Source organism: Mesorhizobium sp. M0184, from assembly GCF_040322215.1.
GTDB lineage: Bacteria > Pseudomonadota > Alphaproteobacteria > Rhizobiales > Rhizobiaceae > Mesorhizobium.
Map to the genome: position 1 here is coordinate 1 of NZ_JAMYSZ010000006.1, position 24,100 is coordinate 24,100.

A 24,100-nucleotide genomic window follows, 5' to 3' on the forward strand; every position below is an offset into this window, starting at 1 on the left:
TGACCGGCGCGCCGCCATGCCGCGTCCGGCCGGTGCGAACCTGGAATCTGTCGCTGTCACGATTTGCCATGACGACAGCATCGGGCGTCGGGATTCGCGCTTCAAGATGGCTGGAGCGCGGCGCGTACTATGGCGCGCAAAGACTTGCTGTGGCGTAGATCAGCGGATCGCACATCGCTGCGGCACCACATCTTTGCTTTTCAGACCAACAGGATACCAACCGTCAGCCACGCACCTCGCGGCCTGCCGCCTAGCGTCGGCACGAGCAGGAAAAAACAATGTGCAGACACACACTTACGAGCGAAGCGAGGGCGAGCGCCAGCTCGCTTTATCTTGCCCTCGCTCCTCACTCTCGGTCCCGCTGTCCCGCTCCCGTCCTCCGCCATCTCTCCCCGTCCCCCTGAAACAACCCTCCCACTGCAGTTCCCGCGACGCAACAGACCGAAATGCGCTTGACCAGGAATGCCACTGCCAACGTGATGCTATGGAAGGGCACTGGACAAACAGGCTATCTGCGGCGGGTCTCGCAGCCGGACACACAAGCTATCCGGCCGAGGCTCGACCGCAGTTAAGTCAACTACGGCAACGTTCGTCGGCGACCGACTGTTGGGCGAATGAATCGCCGCGAACACTGCCTCTGCCGCAACATTCGCGTCACGGTCGCTACGCATTGCAACGTCATTCCGGATGTCGCCCGTGCGCGAAAACCGGCGAATGGAGGGCGCTCGCCTCGCCCGCTCCCTGCCGAGAGCGCGTCGGAATGGAAACCGCACCATTGATCAGCGATCCGCGCAGCTTCCCGGAAACCATGGATCAGCGGATAAGATCGTGCTGCTGGAGCGCGCCCGCCATTCACCATGCGTGGGAGGTTCCGCGCAAATAGCCGACGCCGAATGGGTGAGCCAAGCATGCAGACATCATTGTCATGGTGCTGCGGACGACAGTGCATACACCCTATCCTGACGCACAGGCAGTCTGCCGCCGTGCTCGCTTCAAAGGGCAAGGCTTCGCCGGCCGACCTGCTTGCCGCAAATTGCGTCGCGATGAGCGTCGGCAGCCATTGGCAAGCGTCCCGCCGCCCTTGACCTTCGCTGCGCACGCCAGCCGCCTGACGGGAGATCGGGTCGGAGTGTTTAACCAGCGCCCGAGTTGACGCGAAAGGCTCGCTGAGGCGCAATAGGAGCATCCGATCAGCCTCGCTCGTCGCGCTCCGAGAGCCGGCTCCAGTGCAGGCCCTAAGCACTTTTCTCGGCATCGGATTGGAACAGAGTTGCGCGGATCGGGTTGCACGAAGGATGAATCGTCGATGCATACGGAGAGAAGGCGACAGCCTTCTCGCCGGTGCGATCCCACGCCGCACCGATCTCCATGTCTTTGTAGAGAACGCGGTGGTCTGGCATATTTTGGCATTCGATTTCTCGGCGGGCAGGATGGCAAGCTTCCCGTCGAGCGCCAGGGTTGAGATGTTGCCGAAGAAGCCGTCGTCGTTGCAGGTGAAGGTTCCGATCTGGGCCATTCCGTTGCACCTTTCATAAGCGTTGACGAAGTTTACTGCGAGCCGTCACGGCTCGCCGGAGAGCGTTGTGAACAAACCCAATGGCAGTTAAGTCGCCGGTGAGGAAGGCGCGCAAGGCACCTGCCAAAGTGTAACGTGCCGCATCTGACAGAGGTGCCAAGCAGTGGCGAACCTGAATATGGCGAAGCTCCGCCTTGCGGCGGGGCTTCGTGTTAGGTCGGATCACTCTGCGGCGCGGCGAGACCCGATGAGCGAGAACACGCCCTCGGTGTCGGTCTCGACCGGGCTCGCAGATATCGGAGCGGAGAAGCTTGGATCGTCGAGCTTGACGGGGTAGTCGCGTCCCTCGCTCGAGGTCTTCTTCTATGCTGCCCCGAACTCGGTGTTATGCAGTGCGCCACGTAAGTTCGATGCGGAGTGAGGTGCCTTTGGCCCTTTTGGCCGATCCAATAACTCGATCCTTGTCTGGCACTTGCTTCTCCTCGCCCGGTGAAATCGAAATTTGTCCGGGACAATGGAACCGTGGACCCGAATGGCGCTGTCTTTCTTGATTGCCGTCAAATGTGGAACATCGACGTAGTGCATTGCGGATCGGCCCCCCAGGCCCGCCGGAGAGCACTGGTGCATGGAGGGGGCGTTGGTGCATGTAAATTCACCAGCTCATGTCGGGTGTCTCGACCCGGCGGTTCAGGTCACGTGGACGGCATGCCTACTGACCACTATCTATCACTTGGGCTACCATCGTACAGATGGGGATCGATCTCGTCCGTCACCTGATCGAAGTGACCCCACTCCTGCGGAATTTTGATGAGCCGATCGCAAGAGATCGCGACTCTGCCATTGGACGTAGTTGACGATGCGACGCCCGTCGAGGCTGCGATGCAGGCTGATTGAGATGAACCCAGGCTGGCGCGCCATAAAGCGCGCTCGCTCGGTCACGACGGACATGCCTCGGCCTGCTTGTCCGGTTCGGGCTCGATAACAGTGATCTGAGTTGCGGGCTGATCGTCGGTACGGATGTGTGGCATAAACGACCTCACTTGATTGGCAATGGATTTGCCGTGTCACCGTTGGCGGTCGAGGGGCCGCCCCGCGCGATCGAGCATCCGATCGACCTTGCTCGCCATGATGAAATCGTTCTCGTGCAGTCCTTTGATCTTCTTGGTGCTCAGGGAAACCGTCACATAACCCCAGCCGAAGCTGATGTCGGGGTGATGGCCCTCGATTTCGGCGAGCTCACCGATCTCCTGAACAAGGGTGAGCGCGTCCCGGAAATTGCGGCATCGAAAGCTCCGCTGGATGCGGTGGGCATCGTCACCCAGCTCCCAATCAGGAGCCTGTGCCTGGAAGCGTTGGGCTTCATCACGCGTGAGCGGCGGGACGCCGCCGCGACAAGGCGTACATGTTTTCTCGGCAAGAGTGTCGGTCATGTTCTTGTCTCCAAGACCATTTTTAGCAGCAAATACGACAGCGACGAGCCTATCGATCGATCTCCCCGAACACGATGTCGAGCGAACCGATGATCGCCGAGATATCGGCTCGCATGTGCCCGCGTCGCTGGCCTTCCGTCGTCCTGGCTATAGTTTCAGGCGCCGCTCAGTAGTCCATTCCGCCCATTCCGCCCATACCTCCCGCGCCACCCATAGCGGGCGAAACCTTCTGCGGAATGTCCGCGATCATTGCTTCAGCGGTGATCAGGAGCGCGGCAATCGAGCCGGCATCCTGCAGGGCCGTCCGAACGACCTTGGCGGGGTCGACGATACCGGCCTTGATCATGTCGACATAGACTTCGTTCTGGGCGTCGAAGCCCTGATTGTGATCCTTGCTGTCGGAGAGCTTGCCGACGACGATCGAACCTTCAACGCCGGAATTCTCGGCAATCTGGCGGATCGGCGCTTCAAGTGCTCTCAGCACAATCGAAATACCTGCCGTCATGTCAGCATTCGCGCCAGTAAGCTCAGTCAAAGCTGCCTTGGCGCGCAAAAGCGCAACACCGCCGCCGGCAACGATGCCTTCTTCCACGGCTGCACGAGTGGCGTTCAGCGCATCATCGATGCGGTCCTTCTTTTCCTTGACTTCCGTCTCGGTCGCGCCGCCGACGCGAATGACAGCAACGCCGCCAGCCAGCTTGGCGAGACGTTCCTGGAGTTTCTCCTTGTCGTAATCCGAGGACGTTTCCTCGATCTGCAACTTGATCTGCTGGACGCGCGCCTGGATGGTGGCTTTCTCGCCGGCGCCGTCGATGATCGTCGTCGTATCCTTCTCGATGAGCACGCGCTTAGCCCGCCCGAGCATGTCGATCGTGACGTTCTCGAGTTTGATGCCGAGATCCTCGGAAATCATCTGGCCGGCGGTGAGCACGGCAATGTCTTCCAGCATCGCCTTGCGCCGGTCACCGAAGCCTGGCGCCTTGACGGCTGCGACCTTGAGGCCGCCGCGCAGCTTGTTGACGACCAGCGTTGCTAGCGCCTCGCCTTCGACGTCTTCCGAGATGATCAGCAGCGGCTTACCGCTTTGCACCACAGCTTCGAGGATCGGCAGCAACGCCTGCAAATTGCCGAGCTTCTTCTCATGGATGAGAACGTAAGGGTCCTCCAGCTCCGCGCGCATCTTCTCGGCATCGGTGACGAAATAGGGCGAGAGATAGCCACGGTCGAACTGCATGCCTTCGACGACATCGAGTTCGGTTTCGGCTGTCTTGGCTTCTTCGACGGTGATCACGCCCTCATTGCCGACCTTGTTCATCGCCTTGGCGATCATGGCGCCGACCGACGCGTCGCCATTGGCGGCGATCGTACCAACCTGGGCGATCTCGTCCGAAGATTTGACTTTCCTGGCCCTGGCTTGAATGTCCTTCACCACAGCAGCCACAGCAAGATCGATGCCGCGCTTGAGATCCATCGGGTTCATGCCCGCGGCAACGAATTTGGCACCTTCGCGCAGGATGGAAGCGGCCAGCACCGTGGCTGTCGTCGTGCCGTCGCCGGCGAGGTCGTTGGTCTTCGAGGCCACTTCGCGCACCATCTGGGCGCCCATGTTCTCGAACTTGTCGGCAAGCTCGATTTCCTTGGCGACGGCGACACCATCCTTGGTGATGCGCGGCGCGCCATAGGCCTTGTCGATGACGACATTGCGGCCTTTGGGGCCGAGCGTCACCTTGACGGCGTTGTTCAGAATTTCGACGCCGCGAAGCATCCGGTCGCGGGCATCGGTAGCGAATTTGATTTCCTTGGCAGACATGATTTTACGTCCAGTTCAGTCTTGAAATTGCGGGATCGGAAATCGCCCGGTCAGGCGGCTTTCTTGGCCGCTTTGATCTTCTCGACGATGCCCAAAATGTCGCTCTCCTTCATGATCAGGAGGTCCTCGCCGTCGATCTTGACCTCGGTGCCGGACCATTGGCCGAACAGGATGAGATCGCCGGCCTTGACGTCGAGCGGGATCAGCTTGCCGCTCTCGTCACGCGAGCCCGGGCCCACGGCGATCACTTCGCCTTCCTGAGGCTTTTCCTTGGCGGTGTCGGGAATAATGATCCCGCCCTTGGATTTGGTATCGCCTTCCGCGCGCCGAATGACGACGCGGTCGTGGAGTGGCCGGAATTTCATTGGGGGTTCTTTCTGCCGCCGCACATAGAGCGACTGCAACACTTAACATAGCCCCTTTGGCACTCGAATGATAGGAGTGCCAAATTTTTAATTCCTCAAACCGAAAATATTTGAAATGAAATCAGTCGTTTTTACCGGCGCTTTTGGCCGTCCGAAAGGCGGAGCCATAAGCAATTTTATTGTAATTCATCCATCTTAATTTTGTCGACAACAGACTATATTAATCCGCAATTACGAGACAAACCTATCGAGCCTTGATTGAATGTGCATCGAGAGATATATACAGTTCGCGAAAATTTGGCACGATTTGGCTTTCCCGGTCCCGATCGACATAGGTCCGCGACCTTCGACCCACCATGAAGCACCGAATTTTCGACAGCGAATGTATAGCGCTTATCCGGCGCGCATGTCGCTCTGTTCGAGCCTTTGAACCACGGCGCTGACCACGGATGTACTGGCAGCATTGGGATCTTTCCGGTTCGGATGGAAAAGATGCAGGAGGGGCGTCGGCGTGCTCCTGCGGAAAGCCGCACCCCCTCATGCAACACAGCCTCCCCGCGTGGGGAGCGCTTGCCCGCGCTACGGCGGCGGCTTTCCATGCGAGCCGCTTCAAAAATGATGCTGCGAAACGGCTCCGGCTTTATCCGACGAACGCCTCACGCATCCGAGCGAACATGCCGGGCTGTCTCCCGGCAATCGCCGCACGGATGTGACGGGCGGCCGTTACGGCGCTCACCGTCGCGCCGAAATGACAATAGCAGATGATCTCATGCAATTGCCTGTCGGTCAGTTCGAAGAACCGCTTCGCTTCGCCGTAGTTGTCGTTTTCCAACCCGGCGGCGCGGAGGACAGGATCCTCGAAAGCGACTGAGATCGGCGAGCCGTCGCCGCGCATGGCCCCGCGTGCTCTAACCGGCTGATACTCGGTCTGGTGCAGCGTCGAGAGGCGCCGGTCAGGGTTCCGTTCAAGGAGCTCCGCCCAGTGTTCAAGACGCGCGCTGCGCGACATGGCCTGGCGCGGGTAGGCCTGATCGATCTCGGCGACGATCTGCAGTTGCTCGATCGTCTGGTGTTTCATTTTGGCCTCCTATTCAGACGATAGTTGGTCCACCCATATCCTTCTTATGCCTGCGGCCAGCGTGACTCCAACCGATCGTGAAGTCCAATCACGATGATGCTGGGAGGGCTTCCCCCCACGAAAATGCGGAGGCTTCGCAAAGATCCGGCCATTAATTTGGCGAACGCGGTCAAATGCGCGGCTGTTCGACGATGTCGGTCTGGAGTCCGTGCCGATCGAGGTGATCGACGGGCAGAGTCTGTGCTGGAGTAGCCCGGCTCCATCGCTGGCCGGGCAGCGGGATCAAGCGGGTGGCAGTTTAGCTTCGAAACCGCCGTAATTCTGAACGCGCACAATGCGAAGAGACGCAAGGCCGCGAGCCTGCAACAGACGTTCGCTACGCGGTTCTTGACGGCTTGAGGTATGTTCAACCTTGGCGCTGACTTTTCCGAACCGAAGCCGCAGCTACGACGAGGCCGGACAATACCTCCATTTTCTCGGCTACGATGGCATGTTTGAAATGCCGTTCTTGATTGAGATTGAAGCGCTCGCGAACGCAAAACCGGAAGCAGCCACAGCCGAAGCGGCTTATTTGGCGACCTTCGATGCATCAAGGGACTCCATTCGTGATGTCGCGCGGAAAGCTTCCTCCCACGGCCGCAAGAACGTGTACCAGCCCAGAAGACCTCGACGCTTCGAACGGCGGACGAGCAAAGCGTTCCCCGTAAGGGATCGGCTTATCCCTGCGACCGCGGAGTTGTGCGGTTTCGACATGGTTGGCGACTACGTCCTTGTCCCCGTCGATTAGAGGATTATCCTTGACACGTTTGGGCGAGGCGATCGCCCATGGAGGTTGTCATGGCAGACGACAAGTCAAAGCGTGGTCCGCAAGACAGAGCACGGGTCGACGGTGGCGAAGACTATGAAGTCGGGTACCTCATGAAGAAGCACCATCTCGAACGGGCTGATGCCCTCAGGCTGGTAAAAAAGTATGGAAACAACCGCGCAAAGATCGAAGAGGAACTCTTTGCCCGAAAGGTTTGATCGCGTATTCCCGTGAGGCTGGCATAGAGCCAAGCACGCCTGAGTGTGACCAGGCTGCAGGCATAATCATGGCGCTTTTCAGCAACGGCATCGGCACTGCTGAGGAATTGAAGGCAGCGCTCCAGTTCCGTTTGGAAAGTGAGTTGCGACGGCACGGTCAACGCCTATCCCGCCTAGCTGAGAACCGCTCTAGATCGTAATTGTACATCGAATTCCAAGTGGAGGTCGCGTTAGATGCAAAACGCGAGCCTCTGAAGAAAACCATTGTCCAATTAAGGCAGTGGGTTTGGAGGCTGTATGAAAGGGGTCGTTGTTTGGCGCTATTTCGCTGGCATGCCGTGTCAGAAGCACGCGGGCCTCCGGGGAGTAACATGCTGCTGAGGCTGGACCAGATCGACAAATTCTACCCCACTGGCGAAGGGCCGTTGCATGTTCTGCACGGGATCGATCTTTCGCTGGAGGCGGGCAAGAGCCTTGCGCTGACCGGCGAGTCTGGCAGCGGCAAGAGCACGCTTTTGCACCTCGTTGCAGGGCTCGACAGCCCTGATGCGGGAGAAATCCACCTTGGCGGTACCAATATTGTGGGGCTGAACGATATGGCCCTTGCCGCCCTGCGGCGGGGAACAGTCGGACTTGTGTTCCAGCAGTTCAACCTGATCCCTTCGCTTGATGTGGCAGCCAACCTTGCCTTTCAGGCTCGACTTGCCGGCCGTCCTGATCCGGCGTGGCTGAAGGTCCTTGCTGAACGGCTGGGCCTGGCCAAGGTCCTAACGCGCTACCCTGAACAGCTGTCGAGTGGGCAACAACAGCGGGTGGCGATTGGGCGGACCCTAGCCGTTCGGCCCCGGCTGGTTTTGGCCGATGAGCCCACGGGCAATCTCGATGAGGCAACAGGGGACGCTGTACTCGATCTTATGCTGTCGCTGGTGGCTGAAACGGGTGCCGCCCTGTTAATGGTTACCCATTCCAACCGTCTGGCAAACCGGCTGAACGCCCACGTTCACCTGCACGCGGGACGGCTGGCTTGATGGTGTGGACCGGGTTGTCAGCGCTCTTGTCGCATTGGCGCAGGCGGCCTGTCCAACTGGCGATGCTGCTTTTGGGGCTATCGCTGGCAACGGCGTTGTGGTCAGCGATTCAGGCGATCAACGGTGAGGCGCGGGCGAGCTATGACCGTGCAGCGGCGATCCTTGGGCAGGACCGGCTCGCGCAACTGGTGCGTGAGGACGGGACCCGGATGGATCAACAGGTGTTTGTGAGACTGCGGCGAGCAGGCTGGCTGGCTTCGCCGGTGATTGAAGGTGAAATGCGGTTTGGGGATGTGCGGTTGCGCGTCCTCGGCATTGACCCACTGACTTTGCCGCCGCAGGCGCAGCAGGTGGATGTTGCAGTGGGTGATGAGCTATTGCCGTTCATCACGGCGCCCGGGGTGCTCTATGCAACTCCGGAAACCGCGGCACGACTAACCGAGCAAGCAACACCTCCCGTGCGCGTGGCCGAGGGTTTGCCGCCTGGCACAGTCCTCACCGACATCGGGCAGGCGCAGGTCTTGCTTGGGGCAAAGGACAAGATCTCTCGTCTTTTGCTCTGGCCGGACCAACCGATTGGCCGTGCCCCTCTAGAGGTGACAGCCCCCGGCCTGACCCTGCGCGAGCCGAGTGAAACGGGGGATCTTGCCAGGCTGACCGACAGTTTTCACCTGAACCTGACGGCTTTCGGTTTTCTTGCCTTTGCGGTGGGGCTCTTCATCGTGCATTCCGCCATCGGTCTGGCTTTTGAACAGCGCCGCCCGGTGTTTCGCACACTGCGCGCACTGGGCTTGCCGGCCCGCTTGCTGGTCCTTTTGCTGATCGCCGAGCTGCTGATCTTCGCCCTCCTCGCGGGATTGGTGGGCGTGGCACTTGGCTATGTAGTCGCCTCGGCCCTTTTGCCCGACGTCGCCGCCACCCTGCGCGGACTTTACGGGGCCGATGTGCCGGGAACGCTGTCGATCCGCCCCGCAGTGTGGGCAGCGGGGCTGGCGATCGCGGTAATCGGCACGCTGGTAGCGGCCGCACAAAGCCTCTGGCGGCTATGGCACCTGCCGCTGCTTGCGCCGGCCCAGCCTCGGGCCTGGGCGCGGGCTTCGGAGCGGGCCCTGCGCGCGCAAGGCGTGGCTGCGATGGTGCTCCTGTTGACGGCGGCGGGAATTGCACACTTCGGATCCGGCCTCGAGGCGGGCTTTGCGCTTCTGGCGGCACTGCTGTTGGGGGCGGCACTGGCGCTGCCGCTCGTGCTGACGGGGATATTGCACCTTGGCGGCCGCTTGGCGCGTGGACCATTGGCTGAATGGTTTTGGGCCGACACGCGTCAACAGCTTCCCGGCCTGTCATTGGCGCTAATGGCACTGCTGCTTGCGCTGGCCGTCAATGTGGGCGTCAGCACGATGGTGTCGAGCTTTCGGCTGACCTTCACCGGCTGGCTCGATCAGCGTCTCGCCTCAGAGCTTTACGTGACCGCCCGCACCGAAGCAGAGGCCACGGCGATACGCGACTGGCTGGCCCAGCGCAGCGACGCGGTCCTGCCGATCTGGAGCATTGAGGGCCGGGTCGCAGGCCAGCCCGCGGCAATATACGGCGTGGCCGATCATGGCACCTATCGCGACAACTGGCCGATCCTCTCTGCAGTGCCGGGGGTGTGGGACCGGATCGCCACAGGCGACGGCGCCCTGATCAACGAACAACTGGCGCGGCGCCAGGAGTTGGGCTTAGGGGACCAGATCACGCTGCCCGGTGGCTGGCGGGCCAGCATCGTCGGCGTCTATGCCGACTATGGCAACCCGATCGGCCAAGTGATCATCGGGATCGACACACTGCTCCAGCACTATCCTGACGTCTCCCGCCTGCGCTATGCCATTCGGATTGCCCCCGGCAAGGCCGAAGCACTGGCTGCGGGTTTGCGGGCGGAATTCGGGCTGCCCGCGCAGAACGTGATTGACCAGGCCGGGATCAAGGTCTTTTCGCTCAAAGTGTTTGAGCGCACATTCAGAGTGACAGCCGCGCTGAATGTGCTGACGCTGGGAGTCGCGGGGCTGGCGATGTTTGCGAGCCTCATGACCCTGTCGGGGATGCGCCTACCGCAACTGGCGCCGGTCTGGGCCATGGGTCTGCCCAGCCGCCACCTCGTATGGCTGGAGCTTTGGCGCGGCTTGTTGTTGGCAGCCTTGACCATGCTGGCCGCTCTGCCTGTAGGTATCGGGCTCGCCTTTGTTCTACTGGCGGTGGTGAATGTGGAGGCTTTTGGCTGGCGTCTGCCGATGCACCTTTTTCCCGGTGACTGGGCGCGGCTGGCGGCGCTCGCGTTGCTGGCGGCCGGACTTGCAGCCGCCGTGCCTGCCTGGCGGCTGGCGCGTCTTTCGCCATCGGATTTGCTGAAGGTATTTGCACATGAGCGTTAGAGCATTGCTGATCTACATGAGCTTGGCCGCACCTGCCTTTGGCCAGGGTTTTGCTGGGCTTGGCACAGAGGCTGAGGGGTTTTCAGTGCCGCAGCCGGGGACTGCATTCAACTTTCCGGCAGACCACGGCCCGCACCCCGGTTACCGGATCGAATGGTGGTATTTGACGGCCAACCTGCAAGCTGCGGATGGAGCGGACTTTGGCGTGCAATGGACTCTTTTCCGATCCGCCCTGGCCCCGGTGGAGCGGTCCGGCTGGTCTAGTCCGCAGCTTTGGATGGGCCATGCCGGGCTGACGACGCGAACGCACCAATTCGTGGCCGAACGGCTGGCACGGGGCGGCATCGGCCAGGCGGGGGTTTCGGCTGCACCCTTTGCGGCCTGGATTGACAATTGGCAGATGGCAGGTCGGGCCCTGCCAGAGGCGGATGCGCTGTCGGCGCTCGACCTGCACGCGGCGGGACAGGCGTTTTCCTACGAACTGGCACTGGACGCCAAAGGCCCTCTGGTGCCGCAGGGAGTGCAGGGCTACTCGGTGAAATCCGAGAAGGGGCAGGCGAGCTATTACTACTCGCAACCATTCTACCACGTGACCGGTACACTGACCCTTCCGGCGGGCGTGATCGCGGTGTCCGGTCAGGCGTGGTTGGACCACGAATGGTCCTCGCAGCCGCTGGCTGAGGATCAGACCGGGTGGGACTGGTTCTCCTTGCATTTCGACAGCGGCGAAAAGATGATGGGCTTTCGCCTGCGCGACGGAGGCGCGGGCTTTACATCGGCCACATGGATCAAGGCCGACGGCAGGCCGCAGCCGCAGGCCCCCGGCGCGCTAAGGGTGACGCCGCTCGAAACGGCGGCAGTCGCGGGACGTAGCGTGCCGATCCGCTGGAGGGTGCAATTGCCGGAAAACGGAGTGGATGTGACCATCCGGACGCTAAACCCAGAAGCCTGGATGGACACACGCTCTCCCTATTGGGAAGGCCCGATCCGATTTGAGGGAACCCATGCCGGGCGCGGCTATCTCGAGATGACAGGCTATGAGTGACTGGAGGACACTGCTCAATCGCGAGATCGCGACGGTTGGCGAATTGCCGAAAATGGAGAAGGTTAGTTTCCAGCGCCCTTCCCTCTACCACCACCTCAAACCCACTATCTCAGGTAATGGCTCTGGCGATGTAGCGGTCCTGCGCCGCCACCTACCACTACATGGCTCCGAATTGCGGATCGATGTTGCGTGGCCGGAGATGGGCGCGCATCTGCGTAGTGCAGAGTTGCCGCGAGCGTGTTTTCCGATTTCTACGTCGAAGCACCACCGCTGCACGCGTCAATCTTGTCGGTGTCGATCTCCATGCCAAGCAGTCTAACACGCGAAACGGCGTCTGCCGCGGTCCACACCGGATGGTTACGCTGCACGGCGCATTCTGCCGATGATTGAGGTTCATGAAGGCCTTCCCGCAAAATATGCGCCTTAATGCCCGGCCTCACGGCCTCACGCAATCCAGACATTTTCAAACTCGCCACACGAAAAAACCGCCTCGGTTAGACCGAGACGGTTATCGTACTATGACAGAAGTGGTTGCGGGGACACGCAACCACCGATACCGACATCATTAACGTGACGATTTGACAGGTCCAGGCCAGCATTGCAGGGAGGCGACTTGGTGGGCTCGGAGGGATTCGAACTCCGCGCTTGGAAAAGCGTCCCTCTCGTCTTCACCGTGCAGGCCGCTTACTCTGGGCGGCAGAGTGCCCTTCCGCGCTTCGCCAAACCTGCCGTGGGAAAAGCCTTGCCGTTTTTTCCGGCGGGGCTTTGATCAGATCGCGACTATTAGTGATTTATGCTGGAACTGGTTGCGGAGGTTGGAGTCGGACCGATTTGCGCCGATTAAGAAGCCCGTCAGCAAACGAACTCGGTCACAGCACTGTATTGGCGGTATCCCTCTAGCGACTTGAACGCCCCGGCCGTTGCTTAGGTCGCGCCCACCCTTTTGCACGCGCCCCCCTGCCCGGCCGTTGAACCCGTTGGGCGGCTTGCTAGTCTGCCAAGCTCCTAACAGGGATAGCAACCTGGAATGAACACAGCACTGCTTTTGATGGCTCAGTATGGTGGCAAGGCCATCATCCCGATCGATGAGGTCTGCCGAGACTATTTCTCCCACCTGACGCCGCCGAAGTTGGTCCGAAAGATTTCCATGGGGGAAATTGCCCTTCCGCTCGTGCGGATCGAGGACAGTCAGAAGTGTGCCAAGGGCGTCCATCTCGCCGATTTGGCCAAATACCTTGAGTTCCGGACTGAGGCTGCGAGAAAGGAAATGAGGGGTCTCACGGAGTAGCGAGGGAGCGTGAATGAGGTTTCGTTCAGCCCTGCCGTACACAGCCGCCCGCGGCTTATGGCCTGATGAGCGACGAACTGGATCAACCGTTTCAAGGCCGGTACTGCATTTGGTACAGCACCACTTCAACAAAGACGCGTAATCGACTGTCTGAACTGCATGTTTGTTGGGACTGCGTCCCATCTGATGTTGGACACGATGGTACAACTTTGAAGTATCAAACGAGGCGTTTCGCGAAATGATCCTACAGAACACGCACGTGTCCCTGCGACGAGCCGAAGCAGCGCACCGGCTGCGTGGAACACGCTGACGGGAGGGGCCTGAAAAAGAAGATTATTAGTCGGCTGCCGAGGTCATTATGAATTCAAATGCCGTCAGCTATTTGTACAGTTCTGGCTTACTCATTGCGCCAATAACTGCCTTTCGCCCTTCTGATAGTGATTGCAGACCCGCCTCGGCGGCGATTGCAGCCCGGTATCCGTCCAGCAGCTTGCTCCGGCCGGAATTCCGCTGAGTATTGAATGGATCCAGGCCTGGGCCTGCAGGCGATAGGCATCGGTGAAGCGAGGACGCCAGTCCGCGGGATAGGCCGTTCCTCGCGACAGACCCGAATTGATCTCGGTGCGCAGGGGCGAAAGCAGCGAGACCGTTGCGGTGGAAGCGTAAGCGCCTCGCGGATCGCCTATGGATTTGGGCTTGACGTTTTCCGGAATCGCCAGGGCATGAGTTCCTCGATCTGGGTTTGCGGATGGCCGTTGATGATGGCGTCGAGGGTTTCGGCGAGGTAGGCGACCGGGTTGACGTCGTTGAGCCTGCAGGTGGCCACGATGGAGGCGAGCAGCGCCCAGTTGTCGAACGTAGTGCTGTGCTGCGATTGTCGACAGTGTCCCAGGAGCCTCTTAGGGACTATTGCCTCCAACGATCCGTTGCTTTCCCCACCCCAACTTTCAAAATTGTGGTAAAGTCTCGACGTTGTTATTGGCTTTGAGCGAGCGGTGTGAGGGCGCTGGAGGCTACCATGCACTTCATTAAGCTCCTGGTTGGCTCAGCAATATTGACAGCATCGGGGGCAGCGTTTGCGGCAGAGGAGGTGTCTGTCGAGAGAGGACGGCTGGTTTCCATCATCGGCAGCTGTCACGACTGCCATACTGACGGCTACAGGGAAGCCGAAGGCGCACTCGACCCCACCAAGGCATTGAGAGGGAAAGTAATAGGTTGGCGGGGGCCGTGGGGCACAACGTATGCAAGCAATCTGAGATGGAGCGCGCAAGACCTTAGCGAAGACGGGTATGTAACCTACATCAAGACACTTCGCACATTGCCGCCGATGCCTTGGTACAACGTTCGCGTCATGCCGGAGAGCGACATTCGGTCATTCTATCGATATGTGAAGTCGCTCGGTGATCCCGGCGCCTTCCTCCCGAGAACGGCGAGACCGGGGGAAGAGCCGAGGACGCCCTTCGTCACGCTGGAGCCACCGCAAATGCCGAAACCTTGTTCACGCGACCTGGACTGCGGCGTGGGCGAAGTTTGCTCGGCCGCACCAGTCCGCCAATGCGTTAAGAAGTAGGCACCGTGGGCAGCGGCCCTCTTAAGACAGCCGACCCCAATTACGCGGTAGGGCGAAACCTTAAGTTTCGGAATAGTAGCGAACGCCGCCCTCGGGCCAGACGTCAAGTCAGACCGTCAATGATAAAACTTAGGGTGAGCGCCTCGCGGATCGCCTATGGATTTGGGCTTGACGTTTTCCGGAATCGCCAGGGCATGAGTTCCTCGATCTGGGTTTGCGGATGGCCGTTGATGATGGCGTCGAGGGTTTCGGCGAGGTAGGCGACCGGGTTGACGTCGTTGAGCCTGCAGGTGGCGATGGAGGCGAGCAGCGCCCAATTTTCGGCCCCGACTTCGTGACCTGCAAACAGGGCATTTTTTTCTGGTCAGGCATACTGGCCTGATCGCGTTTTCAACCGGGTTGGTGTCGAGTTCCAGGCGGCCATCGTCCAGGAAGCGGGTCAGGCCTTGCCAGTGGCCGAGCCCATGCCGGATGTCTTCGGCCAGGCCAGAGCCGGAGGAGATCATCGATAGCTGCTTTTCGAACCATGGTTTCAGGGCAGCGATGATGGGCGCGGAATGCTCCCGTCGGGCGGCAAGCCGGGCTTGAGGTGATGCGAGCATCCGCGCGTGATCCGCACCCATTACCCCTACGCCGATAATTCCAACGCGTATACTCAAGTTGACCTCCGTATTATTCCAATGCGTTCAGTCAAGCCAGCCGGTTGTCCGGGCTTTTCCGGCCTCGTGCGAGTCGGCGGCCGCCTGGATGAATTTCACCCAGCGCAGCCCGTCGAGCACGTTCGGAAACAAGATCGTGACTGCCTCCGCATGAACGGTTGCACGGTACAACGCGGTACGCGATGCCGTTTCGTGAGACGCTTCTCGCAATGAATCCTGGCCGGCTCCGCGGGCGAAAGCGCGTCAGAGAGGCAGCCGCTGGTCCGTTGTAGGCAAGATGCGGATCATATCCGCAGTAGGATGAACCTGCCGTGCCGGCGTGTCTATCTTCTGAGGCTGACCGGTGCTGGCGGCGCGCTCAATGGCAAGCAGGGCGCGCACGTCGGCAAATCCTTCTCCACCGTCGGCTTCAGGCGGTTGTGCATTCAGGATGCAGTCGGAGAAATACGCGGTCTGTCCGGCGAAATGGTCTGTCTGCGGGAACGCCTTTTCGGTTCTGATGTCGCCATGCCGAAGCTTCATTTGCACGGCAGTCTCGAAACGGAAGCCAGGGTCGGCCGTTACGCTCCCCTTCGTTCCGGCCACGTGGTAAAAATCCGAATTGTCCGCGCCGAAGCTGGCAATGAACTGCGCAAGCCGGCCCTCGGGGAAGCGCAACGTCACGGCAATGCTTTCCTCTACCTCCCCGACTGAGGCGCTGCCGAAACTCCTTACCGCGACTGCCTCGATCGGCTCAGTGGCAAAGATATGGCGCGCGGCATTCAGGCAGTAGACGCCGATGTCCTGCAAGGGACCGCCCCAATAGGCGGCCTTGAGGCGGTGATTGTCGGACGACGCTACGAAGGAGAAGACCGCGGCAAAGATGCGGGGATCGCCGATCTCACCGCTGCGGATGCGCTCCAGGACCTCGACAGTGCCGGGCTCGTTGTGCAGCCGATACGCCGTCATCAGGTACGCTCCGCTCTCATTGGCGGCGGCGATCATCGCCTCGCATTCCGCCTCGGTCGTGGCCAGCGGCTTCTCAACGAGCGCGTGCTTGCCGGCTCTCAGGGCTCGGATCGCATAGTCGGCATGCATGGAGTTCGGCAATGCCACGTAAACTGCATCGGCGACGTCCGATGCGAGCATCTGGTCGTACTGCTCATAGCTGAAGACGTGTTCCACGCCGTAGAATTCGGCGAGCTTGGCGGCGTTTTTGGCCGAGCCGCTGACGATCGCCGTGATTGTCGAGTTTCCGGTCTGGGACACACCGGGCATAAAGGCTTCCTGTGTGATCCAGCCCGCGCCCACCACGGCATATCGTATCTTTCTCAATTGCTCCTCCCGAATGGGATCACTCCCGGCACTCGTCTAAAAATGGTCACGCCGTGGCCAGCGGAGCGTCTCTGAGGCCTGACGGCAGCGGTCGATTTGAGCCAGTCGCTCGATGGGTCTGTTGTCGCCTCTCAGGGGCAAAGGCGGGCAAGAGTCATCCCTCGCCCGCCGCAGAGTTGCGCCCCCCGCCTACTTTCCGATGCAGGTGTCGGCGGTTTCGGGGGTGCAGACGTCGAGACCGGTGTAGGTCGGGTCGGCCGGCGCGGGCTTGCCGTCCTTGATGTCCTTCAGCGCCAGCATGGTCTTGTAGCCCATTTCGAACGGCCGCTGTCCGACCTGGCCGAGCGACAGGCCTTCCTTCATCTGGTCCATCTGCACCGGCAGCGTGTCGGCGACGACCAGAGCCAGCTCCTTCTTGGCGATCTTATCCTTGTACGGCTCGACCGCAGCGCGATTCGCATCCGGTATGAATTGCGGAAAGCCGCCTGTCGGCACGAAGGCGTCGAGGTTTGGCGTCTTCGCCATGAAGTCCTGGAACTGCTGAACCGACAGAGGGAAGTCGTCGTTGGTATAGAGAGGGCAGCCCGGTGCTTCCGTCCAGCCGTTCTGGCCGGTCAGGGCATCACCTGGCGAGGCGGCCGACTCCTTGCCGGCCAGCGTATCGCGTATACCCTTCATGCGCTCATTGTGGTTGGCCGCGGCAGCTCCGCCCGACTGGATACAGATGGTGCCGCCTTTCGGCTTGATGGTCTGCACGATCTTGGCGAGGTTGACGCCAATTTCGTAATTGTGCGTGCCGATATAGGCGACACGCAGGTCCTTGTTCTCCGGTAGCACATCCGAGTCCCAGGTAAGCACGGGAATGCCCGCTTCCTTGGCGGCCTGAAGCGCGACGGCCATTGCCGCGGCGTTCGACGGGGCGACGGCGATGCCGTCGACCTTCTTGGCCACCAGGTCCTGCACGATCTGCACCTGCTCCTCGCCGCCGCCATGCTCGCCGGGGCCGATATACATGCATTCGATCGCGCCGCTGGATTCGGCTTCGGCCTTCTTGCAGCCGTCACGAGCCTGGTCGAAGAAAGGATTGTTCATGTTCTTCGGCACAAGGGCGAAGACGTATTTCTGCTGGGCATAGGCCTGCCCTGCCATCAGCGCGGAAAACGCCACGGCCGCCGTCAGAATGTATTTTTTCACCTGTTCCTCCACTTTGTTTTGACGTCCACTATCCCCGACGGCTTGCGGCCGCCGGATTCTATTTGCGCTTCCAGGTAAACATACCCTCCAGCGTCGCCCGCAGCGACTTGCCCGAGGTCTGCATGCCGAGAAGCACGGCAAGAATGATGAAGGCCCCGACAAAGGCGCCCTGCCAGTTCGAATCGATCCCGGCCATCAGCAGCGCGTTGCGGATGACCTCGAGGAAGGCCGAACCGATCACAGCGCCAAACGCGGTTCCGTAGCCGCCCATCAGGCTGGCCCCCCCGATGACGGTGCCGGCGATCACCCTCAACTCGTAGCCGGTTCCCATCGCGTTGATGGCCGAGCCGCTGTAGCCGAGCAGCAGCAGGGACGCGATCGATGCGGTAAATGCGCAGAAGACATAGGCCTGGAATTTGATCCAGTCGACGGGGACGCCGGTCATCCGCGAGGCGTTCTCGTTGCCGCCGATCGCGAAGAGGTGGCGCGCCCAGGCGGTGAAAATGAAGACGGAGCCGACGATGAGCGCGAGGATCACCATCACCCAGAACTGCGAGGACAGTTCCGGGATCCAATGAGGCACCCAGCCGTCAGGCGTGTGCCTCGGCCATTTGGCCTGGCCGATGGCCTTGACGATCGGCGCATCGGGTCCGAACTGGTAAAGCATCTGGTTGCCGGACAGCACGACCGCCAGCGAGCGCGCGATCGACAGCATGCCTAGCGTCACCACGAAGGACGGCATGCCGATATAGGCCACGAAGAAACCGTTAAAGGCTCCGCAGGCGATGCCTGCGAGCAGACCCGCGCCAAACGCCACATACCAAGGCTGGTGCCAAGTGAGCAGCAGGCCGGCGACGATCGCGACCAGCCCCATCACCGAGCCGACCGACAGATCGATGCCGCCGGTGATCAGCACCACCGTCATGCCCAGCCCCATGATGGCGATAGGTGCAAAATTGCGGGTGGTGTTGGTAACGTTGTCGACCGTGCCGAAGCTGGGCTCCAGCCACGTCATGAAGACCACCAACACGAAAAGCGCGATCGCGACCCAGAAGGCCTGGCTGGCGATCATCTTCTGGAAAACGCTCTGCTCTATTATGCCGACCACATCACCGATGGACGCATGGCCTTCCTTCAGCATGTCGCTCTGGCTATGCATCACGGATCGCTCCCGTAATTAGGCCGGTGATCTCCTCCGGCGATGTCTTCTCCGTCGCCTTGTCGGCCACTTTCGAGCCGCGTCTCAGCACGATGATGCGGTCGCAGACCGCGAACACATCGGGCATGCGGTGGCTGATCAGCATTACCGACACATTTTGCGATTTGAGCCGCCGGATCAGCTCCAGCACCTCGGCTACCTGGCGGACCGAAATCGCCGCGGTCGGCTCATCCATCAGCACGAGCTTGGAGTTGGATAGCCGGGTGCGGGCAATGGCGACCGCCTGCCGCTGGCCGCCTGACATTTTTTTGACCAGATCGCGCGGCCGCGTCTCCGACTTCAGCTCCGCGAACAGTTTTGCCGAGCGGTTGATCATCGCCTGCTTGTCGAGCACGCGGAGCGGCCAAAACCCCTTCTTCATCTCGCGGCCGAGAAAGACATTTTGGGCGGCCGTCAGATTGTCGGCCAAGGCCAGATCTTGATAGACGACCTCGATCCCTTCGCCCCGTGCCTCGATCGGCTTGTCGAAATGGCAGACCTTGCCGTCCACCGCGATTTCGCCGTCGGAGGGTGGGAAGTTCCCCGCAATCAGCTTCACCATGGTCGATTTCCCGGCACCGTTGTCGCCCATCAGGCCAACCACCTCGCCGGCAGCAACCGCGAAGCTAACATCTGACAAGGCGCGGATAGCACCAAAGCTTTTCGAGACGCTTCGTACGTCCAGCACAGACACATTCTCCTCCCTGTGCGACGTCGACTTGAGCACTCAGCCGACGTACCTCTCTCCGGCTGCAATCTATATTGCAAAATGTACAAACATGCAACGTTTATTTCAGACGCATGCGGGGCGGCGACCAACTCTCCCTCGCATCAGTCTGTTTGCAGCCACTTGCTCTCCCGGGCCGAGCCCTGAATTGCCTCCACGAGTTCCTGGATGCGTTGGCCGGCCCGGAAGCCGAAAGACTCGTCTCGCTTCCCGGCGATCGCATCGACGAACCGCGCAATCTCGATAGCCTTCAGATCGTTGAAGCCGAGCTGATGGCCTGGTGCGACGCAGAAGAGTCCATAGGGATCGTGATCCGGACCGGCCTCGATGCGCCGAAAGCCACGCCGGCCGCCGGGATCGGCCGTGCTGTAGAAATGCAGCTCGTTGAAGCGCTCCTGGCTGAAGACGAGCGCCCCCTTGGTGCCATAAACCTCGAAATCGTGCTGCATCTTGCGGCCGGTGGCGACCCAGCTCGCTTCGATGCTGCCGGATGCACCATTGGCAAAACGTAGAAATGCGCGACCGATGTCGTCGACCTCGATGGTCCGGCCCCCGCCTCGGCCATCCGGACGGCTCGCTATGACGGTGACGGAATCGCCGAGGACCCGTTCCACCGAGCCAAGCAGAAACTCCGCCGTGGCCAGAGCATGGCTGCCCAGATCCGCCAATGCGCCACCGCCGACAGGATCGTGCCGGAAGGTAAATGGGCTTTCCGCATCCGCCATGTAGTCCTCGGCGTGAATGCCGCGATAGCTGCGGATCTCGCCCAACTCGCCCGCGCGGATCATCTGCCGCGCCAGCGCGAGCAGCGGGTTGCAGAGATAATTGAACCCGACCTGCGTCCTGACGCCGGCCGCTTCCGCCGCCTCGGCCATCCGTCGGGCATCCGCCGCAAGGGGCGCCAGCGGCTTCTCGCAATAGACGTGCTTGCCGGCGGCAATGGCGGCGAGCGCCATCTCCTTGTGGAAGCCGTTCGGCGCCGTGATATCGATCATATCGATCTCCGGGTCCTCGACCAGACGCCTCCAGTCCCCGCTCGCCCGCGCGAACCCCAAGGCCTGCGCCGCCTGCGCGGCGAGGTCCTCGGTTCTGTCCGCAACCGTGTGGAGCACCAGTTCGTAGGGAAGATCGAAGACACGTTGTGCGGCAGCAAAGCCGAACACATGGGTCTTGCCCATGAAGCCGGTGCCGATCAGGCCGATTCTGAGTTGAGGTTTTTCACCGGCCATTCAACTCGGCTCCGTTTACCACCAGCGCTGAGTCGATCCGCCCGGCGAAAAAATCGAGCACGTTCTGCACGGACGAGATTGCCATGCGCTCGCCGCACTCGGCGGTGAGCCCGGCAATGTGCGGCGTCAGAATCACCTGGTCGAAGCCGAAGAGCGGATGGTCCGCGGCGGGTGGTTCATCGTCGAAGACGTCGATACCGGCCGCTGCGATGCGCCCCGCTCGCAGCGCCGCGATCAGCGCCGCCTCGTCGACGATGCCGCCCCGCGCTGTGTTGATGAGAACAGCAGTCGGTTTCATCGCCGAGAGTTCCACGGGGCCGATCACCGGGCGCTCGGCCTTGGGTACGTTGACGGAGATCGCATCGGCCCAGGCGAGTCCCGTTTGCAAATCGCTCACCGGCGCGACCGGCCCCTCCGGCCAGCCTTGCCTCTCAAGGAATGGATCATAGGCACGCACGTCCATGCCGAATGCCGCCGCCATGCGCGCCAGGTGGCGGCCGATCCGGCCGAACCCGAGGATCAGAAGCCGCTTGCCCGAGAGTTCGCTTGGCTCCAGCCGGTTGCGCCAACCCCATTCGTTACCGCGCACCGAACGATCCGCTCGGATCAGCCGCTTGGTTGCCGCCAGCAACAGCATCATGGCGTGCTCGGCCACCGACACCGAGTTCACATCGCCGACGATCGCGAGAGCGATCCCGCGCCGATTGAGGGAGGATAGATCCACAGCGTCGTAGCCGACGCCATGGCGCGAGACGATCTTCAACCTCTCGGCGCGTGCGACGGTCGGAGCCGACAAGGGCTGGGTGCGAATGACGAGGCCATCGGCCTTGCCGATCAGAGGTGCGTAGCTTGGTTCGGAGACATCTTCGACATAGTCGTAGGTGACGCCGGGCGACGCATCGAGAAGTTCGATGCCGCTCGGATGAAGTTTTCCGGCGACCAGAACGTGCGGCATCAATAGCCTCCCTTGCCGACTTCAAGAGAGGCGGGCTTCGCGCCGGTCAATTCGCGAAAGCGGGCAACACACGCCTGGGCCGCTGCTGCGAGCAGGCGGGAGTCGCCTGACACGGTGGTCATGTCGAAACCCCATTCGATGGCACGTGCGGCGTAGTCGGCCGTGCCGCAATGGAGCGCGGCGCGTTTGCCGTTCCTCTTGCAGGCCGCAACGATCGTCCGCAGAGCGGCGATCATGTCAGGCTCCTCGCGATCGAAGGACGGCGCGAGACGCCCCTGGTGCAGGCTGAAGGTCAGGTCTGCGGGACCGACATAGATGCCGTCGAGCCCTGGCGTTGCGGCGATCGCATCGAGATTGCGCATCGCCTCGGCGGTCTCGACCATGGCGAAAGCCAGGATCTCGTCATTGGCTTCGGCCGCGTAGTTGGCACCCGCCGAGAAGTTGGCACGCGTCGGCCCAAAACTGCGCTGGCCGGCCGGCGGATAGCGCAGGTAGCTGACGAGCTGAGCCGCCTGTTCCGGCGTGTTGATCATGGGACAGATCACGCCATAGGCGCCGGCATCCAGCACCTTCATGATGATGCCCGGCTCCAGCCACGGCACGCGCGCCATGGGCACCACCCTGGATGCACGCATCGCCTGGAACATCGGAAGCAGCATCGAATAGTCGAGCGCGCCGTGCTGGACATCGATGCTCACGCTGTCATAGCCCTGCGCGGCCATGATCTCGGCGGTGAATGGACTGCCGATCGAAAGCCAGCCATTGATCGTGGGCCGCCCTTCGGCCCAGATCTGCTTGAGCTCGTTCTTGATCAAGGCGGCCTCCTCAGAACACGATCTGCGCAAGCTTGGTGTCGAGGTAGTCACCGATACCTTCGCTGCCGCCTTCGCGACCCATTCCGGAATATTTCGTGCCGCCGAACGGCGCTTCCGATGCGGCGAGAGCGAAGCTGTTGATGCCCACCATGCCTGCCTTCAGCTCCGCGACGACTCGCCTGGCCCTGTCTGGACTGCGGGTGAACGCATAGGCCGAAAGCCCCACCGGCGAAGCATTTGCTCGCGCGAGCACCTCGTCGTCGGAGCTGAATCTGGCGATTGCCGCGATGGGACCGAAGTTCTCTTGGGCAAAGACCGTCATGTTGTCGGTAACGTCGGTGAGAGCGGTGGGCTCATAGAAATGGCCCGCATTGAACGAGGCGGCGCGACCAGCTCCGGTCGCTACTTTTGCTCCGGCCCCCACCGCGTCGTCGACGATGGCTTCGATCTCGGCAAGCCGGCGGTCGCTGATTAGCGGTCCCATCTGAACCGAGGGGTCGAGGCCGTCGCCCAGCTTCAATGCTCTTGCGCGTTCGACGAAGCCTTCGACGAAAGAGTCGTGGAGGCTTTCGTGGACGAAGAAGCGATCAGGCGTCACGCAGACCTGCCCGGCATTAGCGTATTTGGTTGGCACCGACAGGTTGAGCGCAGCGTCTAGATCTGCATCGTCGAAGACGATCAGCGGCGCGTTGCCGCCAAGCTCCATCGACACCTTCTTCACCGTGTCGGCGGCATCGCGGATCATTTGCTGGCCGACTCGAGTGGAGCCGGTCAGCGATACCTTGCGCACAGCAGGCGAAGCCATGATGGGCGCATAAGTCGTGTCCGTCAGGCCGATGACGAGGTTCACCGTGCCGGCAGGAAGCTTGCCGGCGCGCATGCAGTCGACCATCACCATCGCCACGCCGGGAGTCTGGCTCGACGGACGGATGATAGTCGAACAGCCGGCAGCTAGCGCCGGCGCCACCTTGCGGGCAACCAGAGCAGCCGGAAAATTCCAGGCCGTGAACGCTGCCGCAACCCCGACCGGTTCGCGCAGAACCTCAAACCGGCCGCCCGGTACGCGGCTTTCGATAACTCGACCATAGATGCGCCGCGCCTCTTCGGCATACCAGCGGAACTGGTCGATCGAGAGTCCCCATTCCCGCTCAGACTGGGCGATTGGCTTGCCGGTCTCGGTCGAGATCATCCGCGTCGCTTCGTCCTTGCGGCGGATCATCTCGTCGGCGATGGCGTGAAGCGCGTCAGCCCGCTCGAAGGCGCTTTTGACTTTCCAGGCGGCGAAGCCGCGGACCGCACTTTCCAGAGCCTCCTCGGTATCGACGAAGGCGGCAGATGGCGCATTCCCAAGTGACTCTTCTGTGACCGGGCTCAGGACCGTGGAGGTGGCATTTCCGAACGCCGGTCGCCAACGACCATCGATAAACAATCCGTATTTCGCGTACATG

Annotated in this window: 21 protein-coding genes and 3 pseudogenes; 6 read left to right on the forward strand and 18 right to left on the reverse strand. The window is 61.2% G+C overall.

What is annotated here, in order from left to right; genetic code table 11:
* Nucleotides 1-1,235: 1,235 nt before the first annotated feature.
* The 8 genes and pseudogenes from NKJ23_RS09610 to NKJ23_RS09645 form a co-directional block, all read right to left on the reverse strand.
* Entirely contained in the window at nt 1,236-1,400 is a 165-nt protein-coding gene (locus tag NKJ23_RS09610) for a DUF736 family protein (protein WP_352680158.1), read from the reverse strand.
* Between the two features lie 338 nt (nt 1,401-1,738).
* Nucleotides 1,739-1,867 (reverse strand): annotated as a pseudogene (locus tag NKJ23_RS09615) (DUF736 domain-containing protein); the annotation flags it as partial.
* Nucleotides 1,868-2,251: 384 nt separating this feature from the next.
* On the reverse strand, nt 2,252-2,584 hold the full coding sequence (locus NKJ23_RS09620; RefSeq protein WP_352680159.1) for an antibiotic biosynthesis monooxygenase family protein: 333 nt from the start codon (nt 2,582-2,584) through the stop codon (nt 2,252-2,254).
* Complete coding sequence (locus tag NKJ23_RS09625) at nt 2,581-2,946, reverse strand: 4a-hydroxytetrahydrobiopterin dehydratase (RefSeq protein ID WP_352680160.1); 366 nt, start codon at nt 2,944-2,946, stop codon at nt 2,581-2,583. The genes NKJ23_RS09620 and NKJ23_RS09625 overlap by 4 nt, the downstream gene beginning before the upstream one ends.
* Nucleotides 2,947-2,995: 49 nt before the next feature.
* Nucleotides 2,996-3,070, reverse strand: a pseudogene (locus tag NKJ23_RS09630) (NADH-quinone oxidoreductase subunit D-related protein); the annotation flags it as partial.
* A 42-nt stretch (nt 3,071-3,112) separates the two neighbouring features.
* The gene (gene groL, locus NKJ23_RS09635) at nt 3,113-4,756 is read right to left on the reverse strand and encodes a chaperonin GroEL (protein WP_352458343.1); all 1,644 of its coding nucleotides are present in this window, start codon (nt 4,754-4,756) and stop codon (nt 3,113-3,115) included.
* A 50-nt stretch (nt 4,757-4,806) separates the two neighbouring features.
* Nucleotides 4,807-5,121 carry a co-chaperone GroES gene (locus NKJ23_RS09640; RefSeq protein WP_023676575.1) on the reverse strand — a complete coding sequence of 105 codons (315 nt, stop codon included), beginning with the start codon at nt 5,119-5,121 and terminating at the stop codon, nt 4,807-4,809.
* 640 nt (nt 5,122-5,761) lie between these two features.
* Nucleotides 5,762-6,199, reverse strand: a complete 438-nt coding sequence (locus NKJ23_RS09645) for a hypothetical protein (RefSeq protein WP_352680161.1) — start codon at nt 6,197-6,199, stop codon at nt 5,762-5,764.
* A gap of 412 nt (nt 6,200-6,611) precedes the next feature.
* Here NKJ23_RS09645 and NKJ23_RS09650 point away from each other — a divergent pair, with 412 nt between their 5' ends.
* The 6 genes from NKJ23_RS09650 to NKJ23_RS09675 all read left to right on the forward strand — a co-directional run bounded on the left by NKJ23_RS09650 (nt 6,612) and on the right by NKJ23_RS09675 (nt 12,991).
* Nucleotides 6,612-6,986: a DUF1488 family protein gene (locus NKJ23_RS09650; protein WP_352680162.1), complete on the forward strand. Its 375-nt coding sequence runs from the start codon at nt 6,612-6,614 to the stop codon at nt 6,984-6,986.
* A gap of 50 nt (nt 6,987-7,036) precedes the next feature.
* On the forward strand, nt 7,037-7,222 hold the full coding sequence (locus NKJ23_RS09655) for a DUF3606 domain-containing protein (RefSeq protein ID WP_023676578.1): 186 nt from the start codon (nt 7,037-7,039) through the stop codon (nt 7,220-7,222).
* A 371-nt stretch (nt 7,223-7,593) separates the two neighbouring features.
* On the forward strand, nt 7,594-8,250 hold the full coding sequence (locus tag NKJ23_RS09660; protein ID WP_352680163.1) for an ABC transporter ATP-binding protein: 657 nt from the start codon (nt 7,594-7,596) through the stop codon (nt 8,248-8,250).
* Nucleotides 8,250-10,658 carry an ABC transporter permease gene (locus NKJ23_RS09665; RefSeq protein ID WP_352680285.1) on the forward strand — a complete coding sequence of 803 codons (2,409 nt, stop codon included), beginning with the start codon at nt 8,250-8,252 and terminating at the stop codon, nt 10,656-10,658. The genes NKJ23_RS09660 and NKJ23_RS09665 overlap by 1 nt, the downstream gene beginning before the upstream one ends.
* Nucleotides 10,648-11,703 carry a lipocalin-like domain-containing protein gene (locus NKJ23_RS09670; RefSeq protein ID WP_352680164.1) on the forward strand — a complete coding sequence of 352 codons (1,056 nt, stop codon included), beginning with the start codon at nt 10,648-10,650 and terminating at the stop codon, nt 11,701-11,703. The genes NKJ23_RS09665 and NKJ23_RS09670 overlap by 11 nt, the downstream gene beginning before the upstream one ends.
* Before the next feature lie 1,027 nt (nt 11,704-12,730).
* A complete protein-coding gene (locus NKJ23_RS09675) occupies nt 12,731-12,991 on the forward strand; it encodes a pyocin activator PrtN family protein (protein WP_352579555.1) in 261 nt (86 codons plus the stop codon).
* 682 nt (nt 12,992-13,673) lie between these two features.
* Here the strand turns inward: NKJ23_RS09675 and NKJ23_RS34640 are convergent.
* The 10 genes and pseudogenes from NKJ23_RS34640 to NKJ23_RS09725 form a co-directional block, all read right to left on the reverse strand.
* Nucleotides 13,674-14,015: a transposase domain-containing protein gene (locus tag NKJ23_RS34640; RefSeq protein WP_502894573.1), complete on the reverse strand. Its 342-nt coding sequence runs from the start codon at nt 14,013-14,015 to the stop codon at nt 13,674-13,676.
* A gap of 700 nt (nt 14,016-14,715) precedes the next feature.
* Nucleotides 14,716-15,151, reverse strand: a pseudogene (locus NKJ23_RS09685) (IS66 family transposase); the annotation flags it as partial.
* A gap of 312 nt (nt 15,152-15,463) precedes the next feature.
* Nucleotides 15,464-16,513, reverse strand: coding sequence for a Gfo/Idh/MocA family protein (locus NKJ23_RS09690; RefSeq protein WP_352680165.1), 1,050 nt, complete (start codon nt 16,511-16,513; stop codon nt 15,464-15,466).
* 210 nt (nt 16,514-16,723) lie between these two features.
* Nucleotides 16,724-17,728: a substrate-binding domain-containing protein gene (locus NKJ23_RS09695; protein ID WP_023676588.1), complete on the reverse strand. Its 1,005-nt coding sequence runs from the start codon at nt 17,726-17,728 to the stop codon at nt 16,724-16,726.
* Nucleotides 17,729-17,786: 58 nt separating this feature from the next.
* Nucleotides 17,787-18,887, reverse strand: coding sequence for an ABC transporter permease (locus tag NKJ23_RS09700; protein ID WP_156937342.1), 1,101 nt, complete (start codon nt 18,885-18,887; stop codon nt 17,787-17,789).
* Nucleotides 18,880-19,620, reverse strand: a complete 741-nt coding sequence (locus tag NKJ23_RS09705; protein ID WP_352680166.1) for an ATP-binding cassette domain-containing protein — start codon at nt 19,618-19,620, stop codon at nt 18,880-18,882. The genes NKJ23_RS09700 and NKJ23_RS09705 overlap by 8 nt, the downstream gene beginning before the upstream one ends.
* A gap of 137 nt (nt 19,621-19,757) precedes the next feature.
* Entirely contained in the window at nt 19,758-20,882 is a 1,125-nt protein-coding gene (locus tag NKJ23_RS09710; RefSeq protein ID WP_352680167.1) for a Gfo/Idh/MocA family protein, read from the reverse strand.
* A complete protein-coding gene (locus tag NKJ23_RS09715; RefSeq protein ID WP_023676592.1) occupies nt 20,872-21,837 on the reverse strand; it encodes a hydroxyacid dehydrogenase in 966 nt (321 codons plus the stop codon). The genes NKJ23_RS09710 and NKJ23_RS09715 overlap by 11 nt, the downstream gene beginning before the upstream one ends.
* Nucleotides 21,837-22,652 carry an HpcH/HpaI aldolase family protein gene (locus NKJ23_RS09720; protein ID WP_352680168.1) on the reverse strand — a complete coding sequence of 272 codons (816 nt, stop codon included), beginning with the start codon at nt 22,650-22,652 and terminating at the stop codon, nt 21,837-21,839. Before NKJ23_RS09720 ends, NKJ23_RS09715 begins: the two co-directional genes overlap by 1 nt.
* A gap of 10 nt (nt 22,653-22,662) precedes the next feature.
* Nucleotides 22,663-24,099 carry an NAD-dependent succinate-semialdehyde dehydrogenase gene (locus tag NKJ23_RS09725; RefSeq protein ID WP_352680169.1) on the reverse strand — a complete coding sequence of 479 codons (1,437 nt, stop codon included), beginning with the start codon at nt 24,097-24,099 and terminating at the stop codon, nt 22,663-22,665.
* Between the last annotated feature and the right edge of the window lies 1 nt (nt 24,100).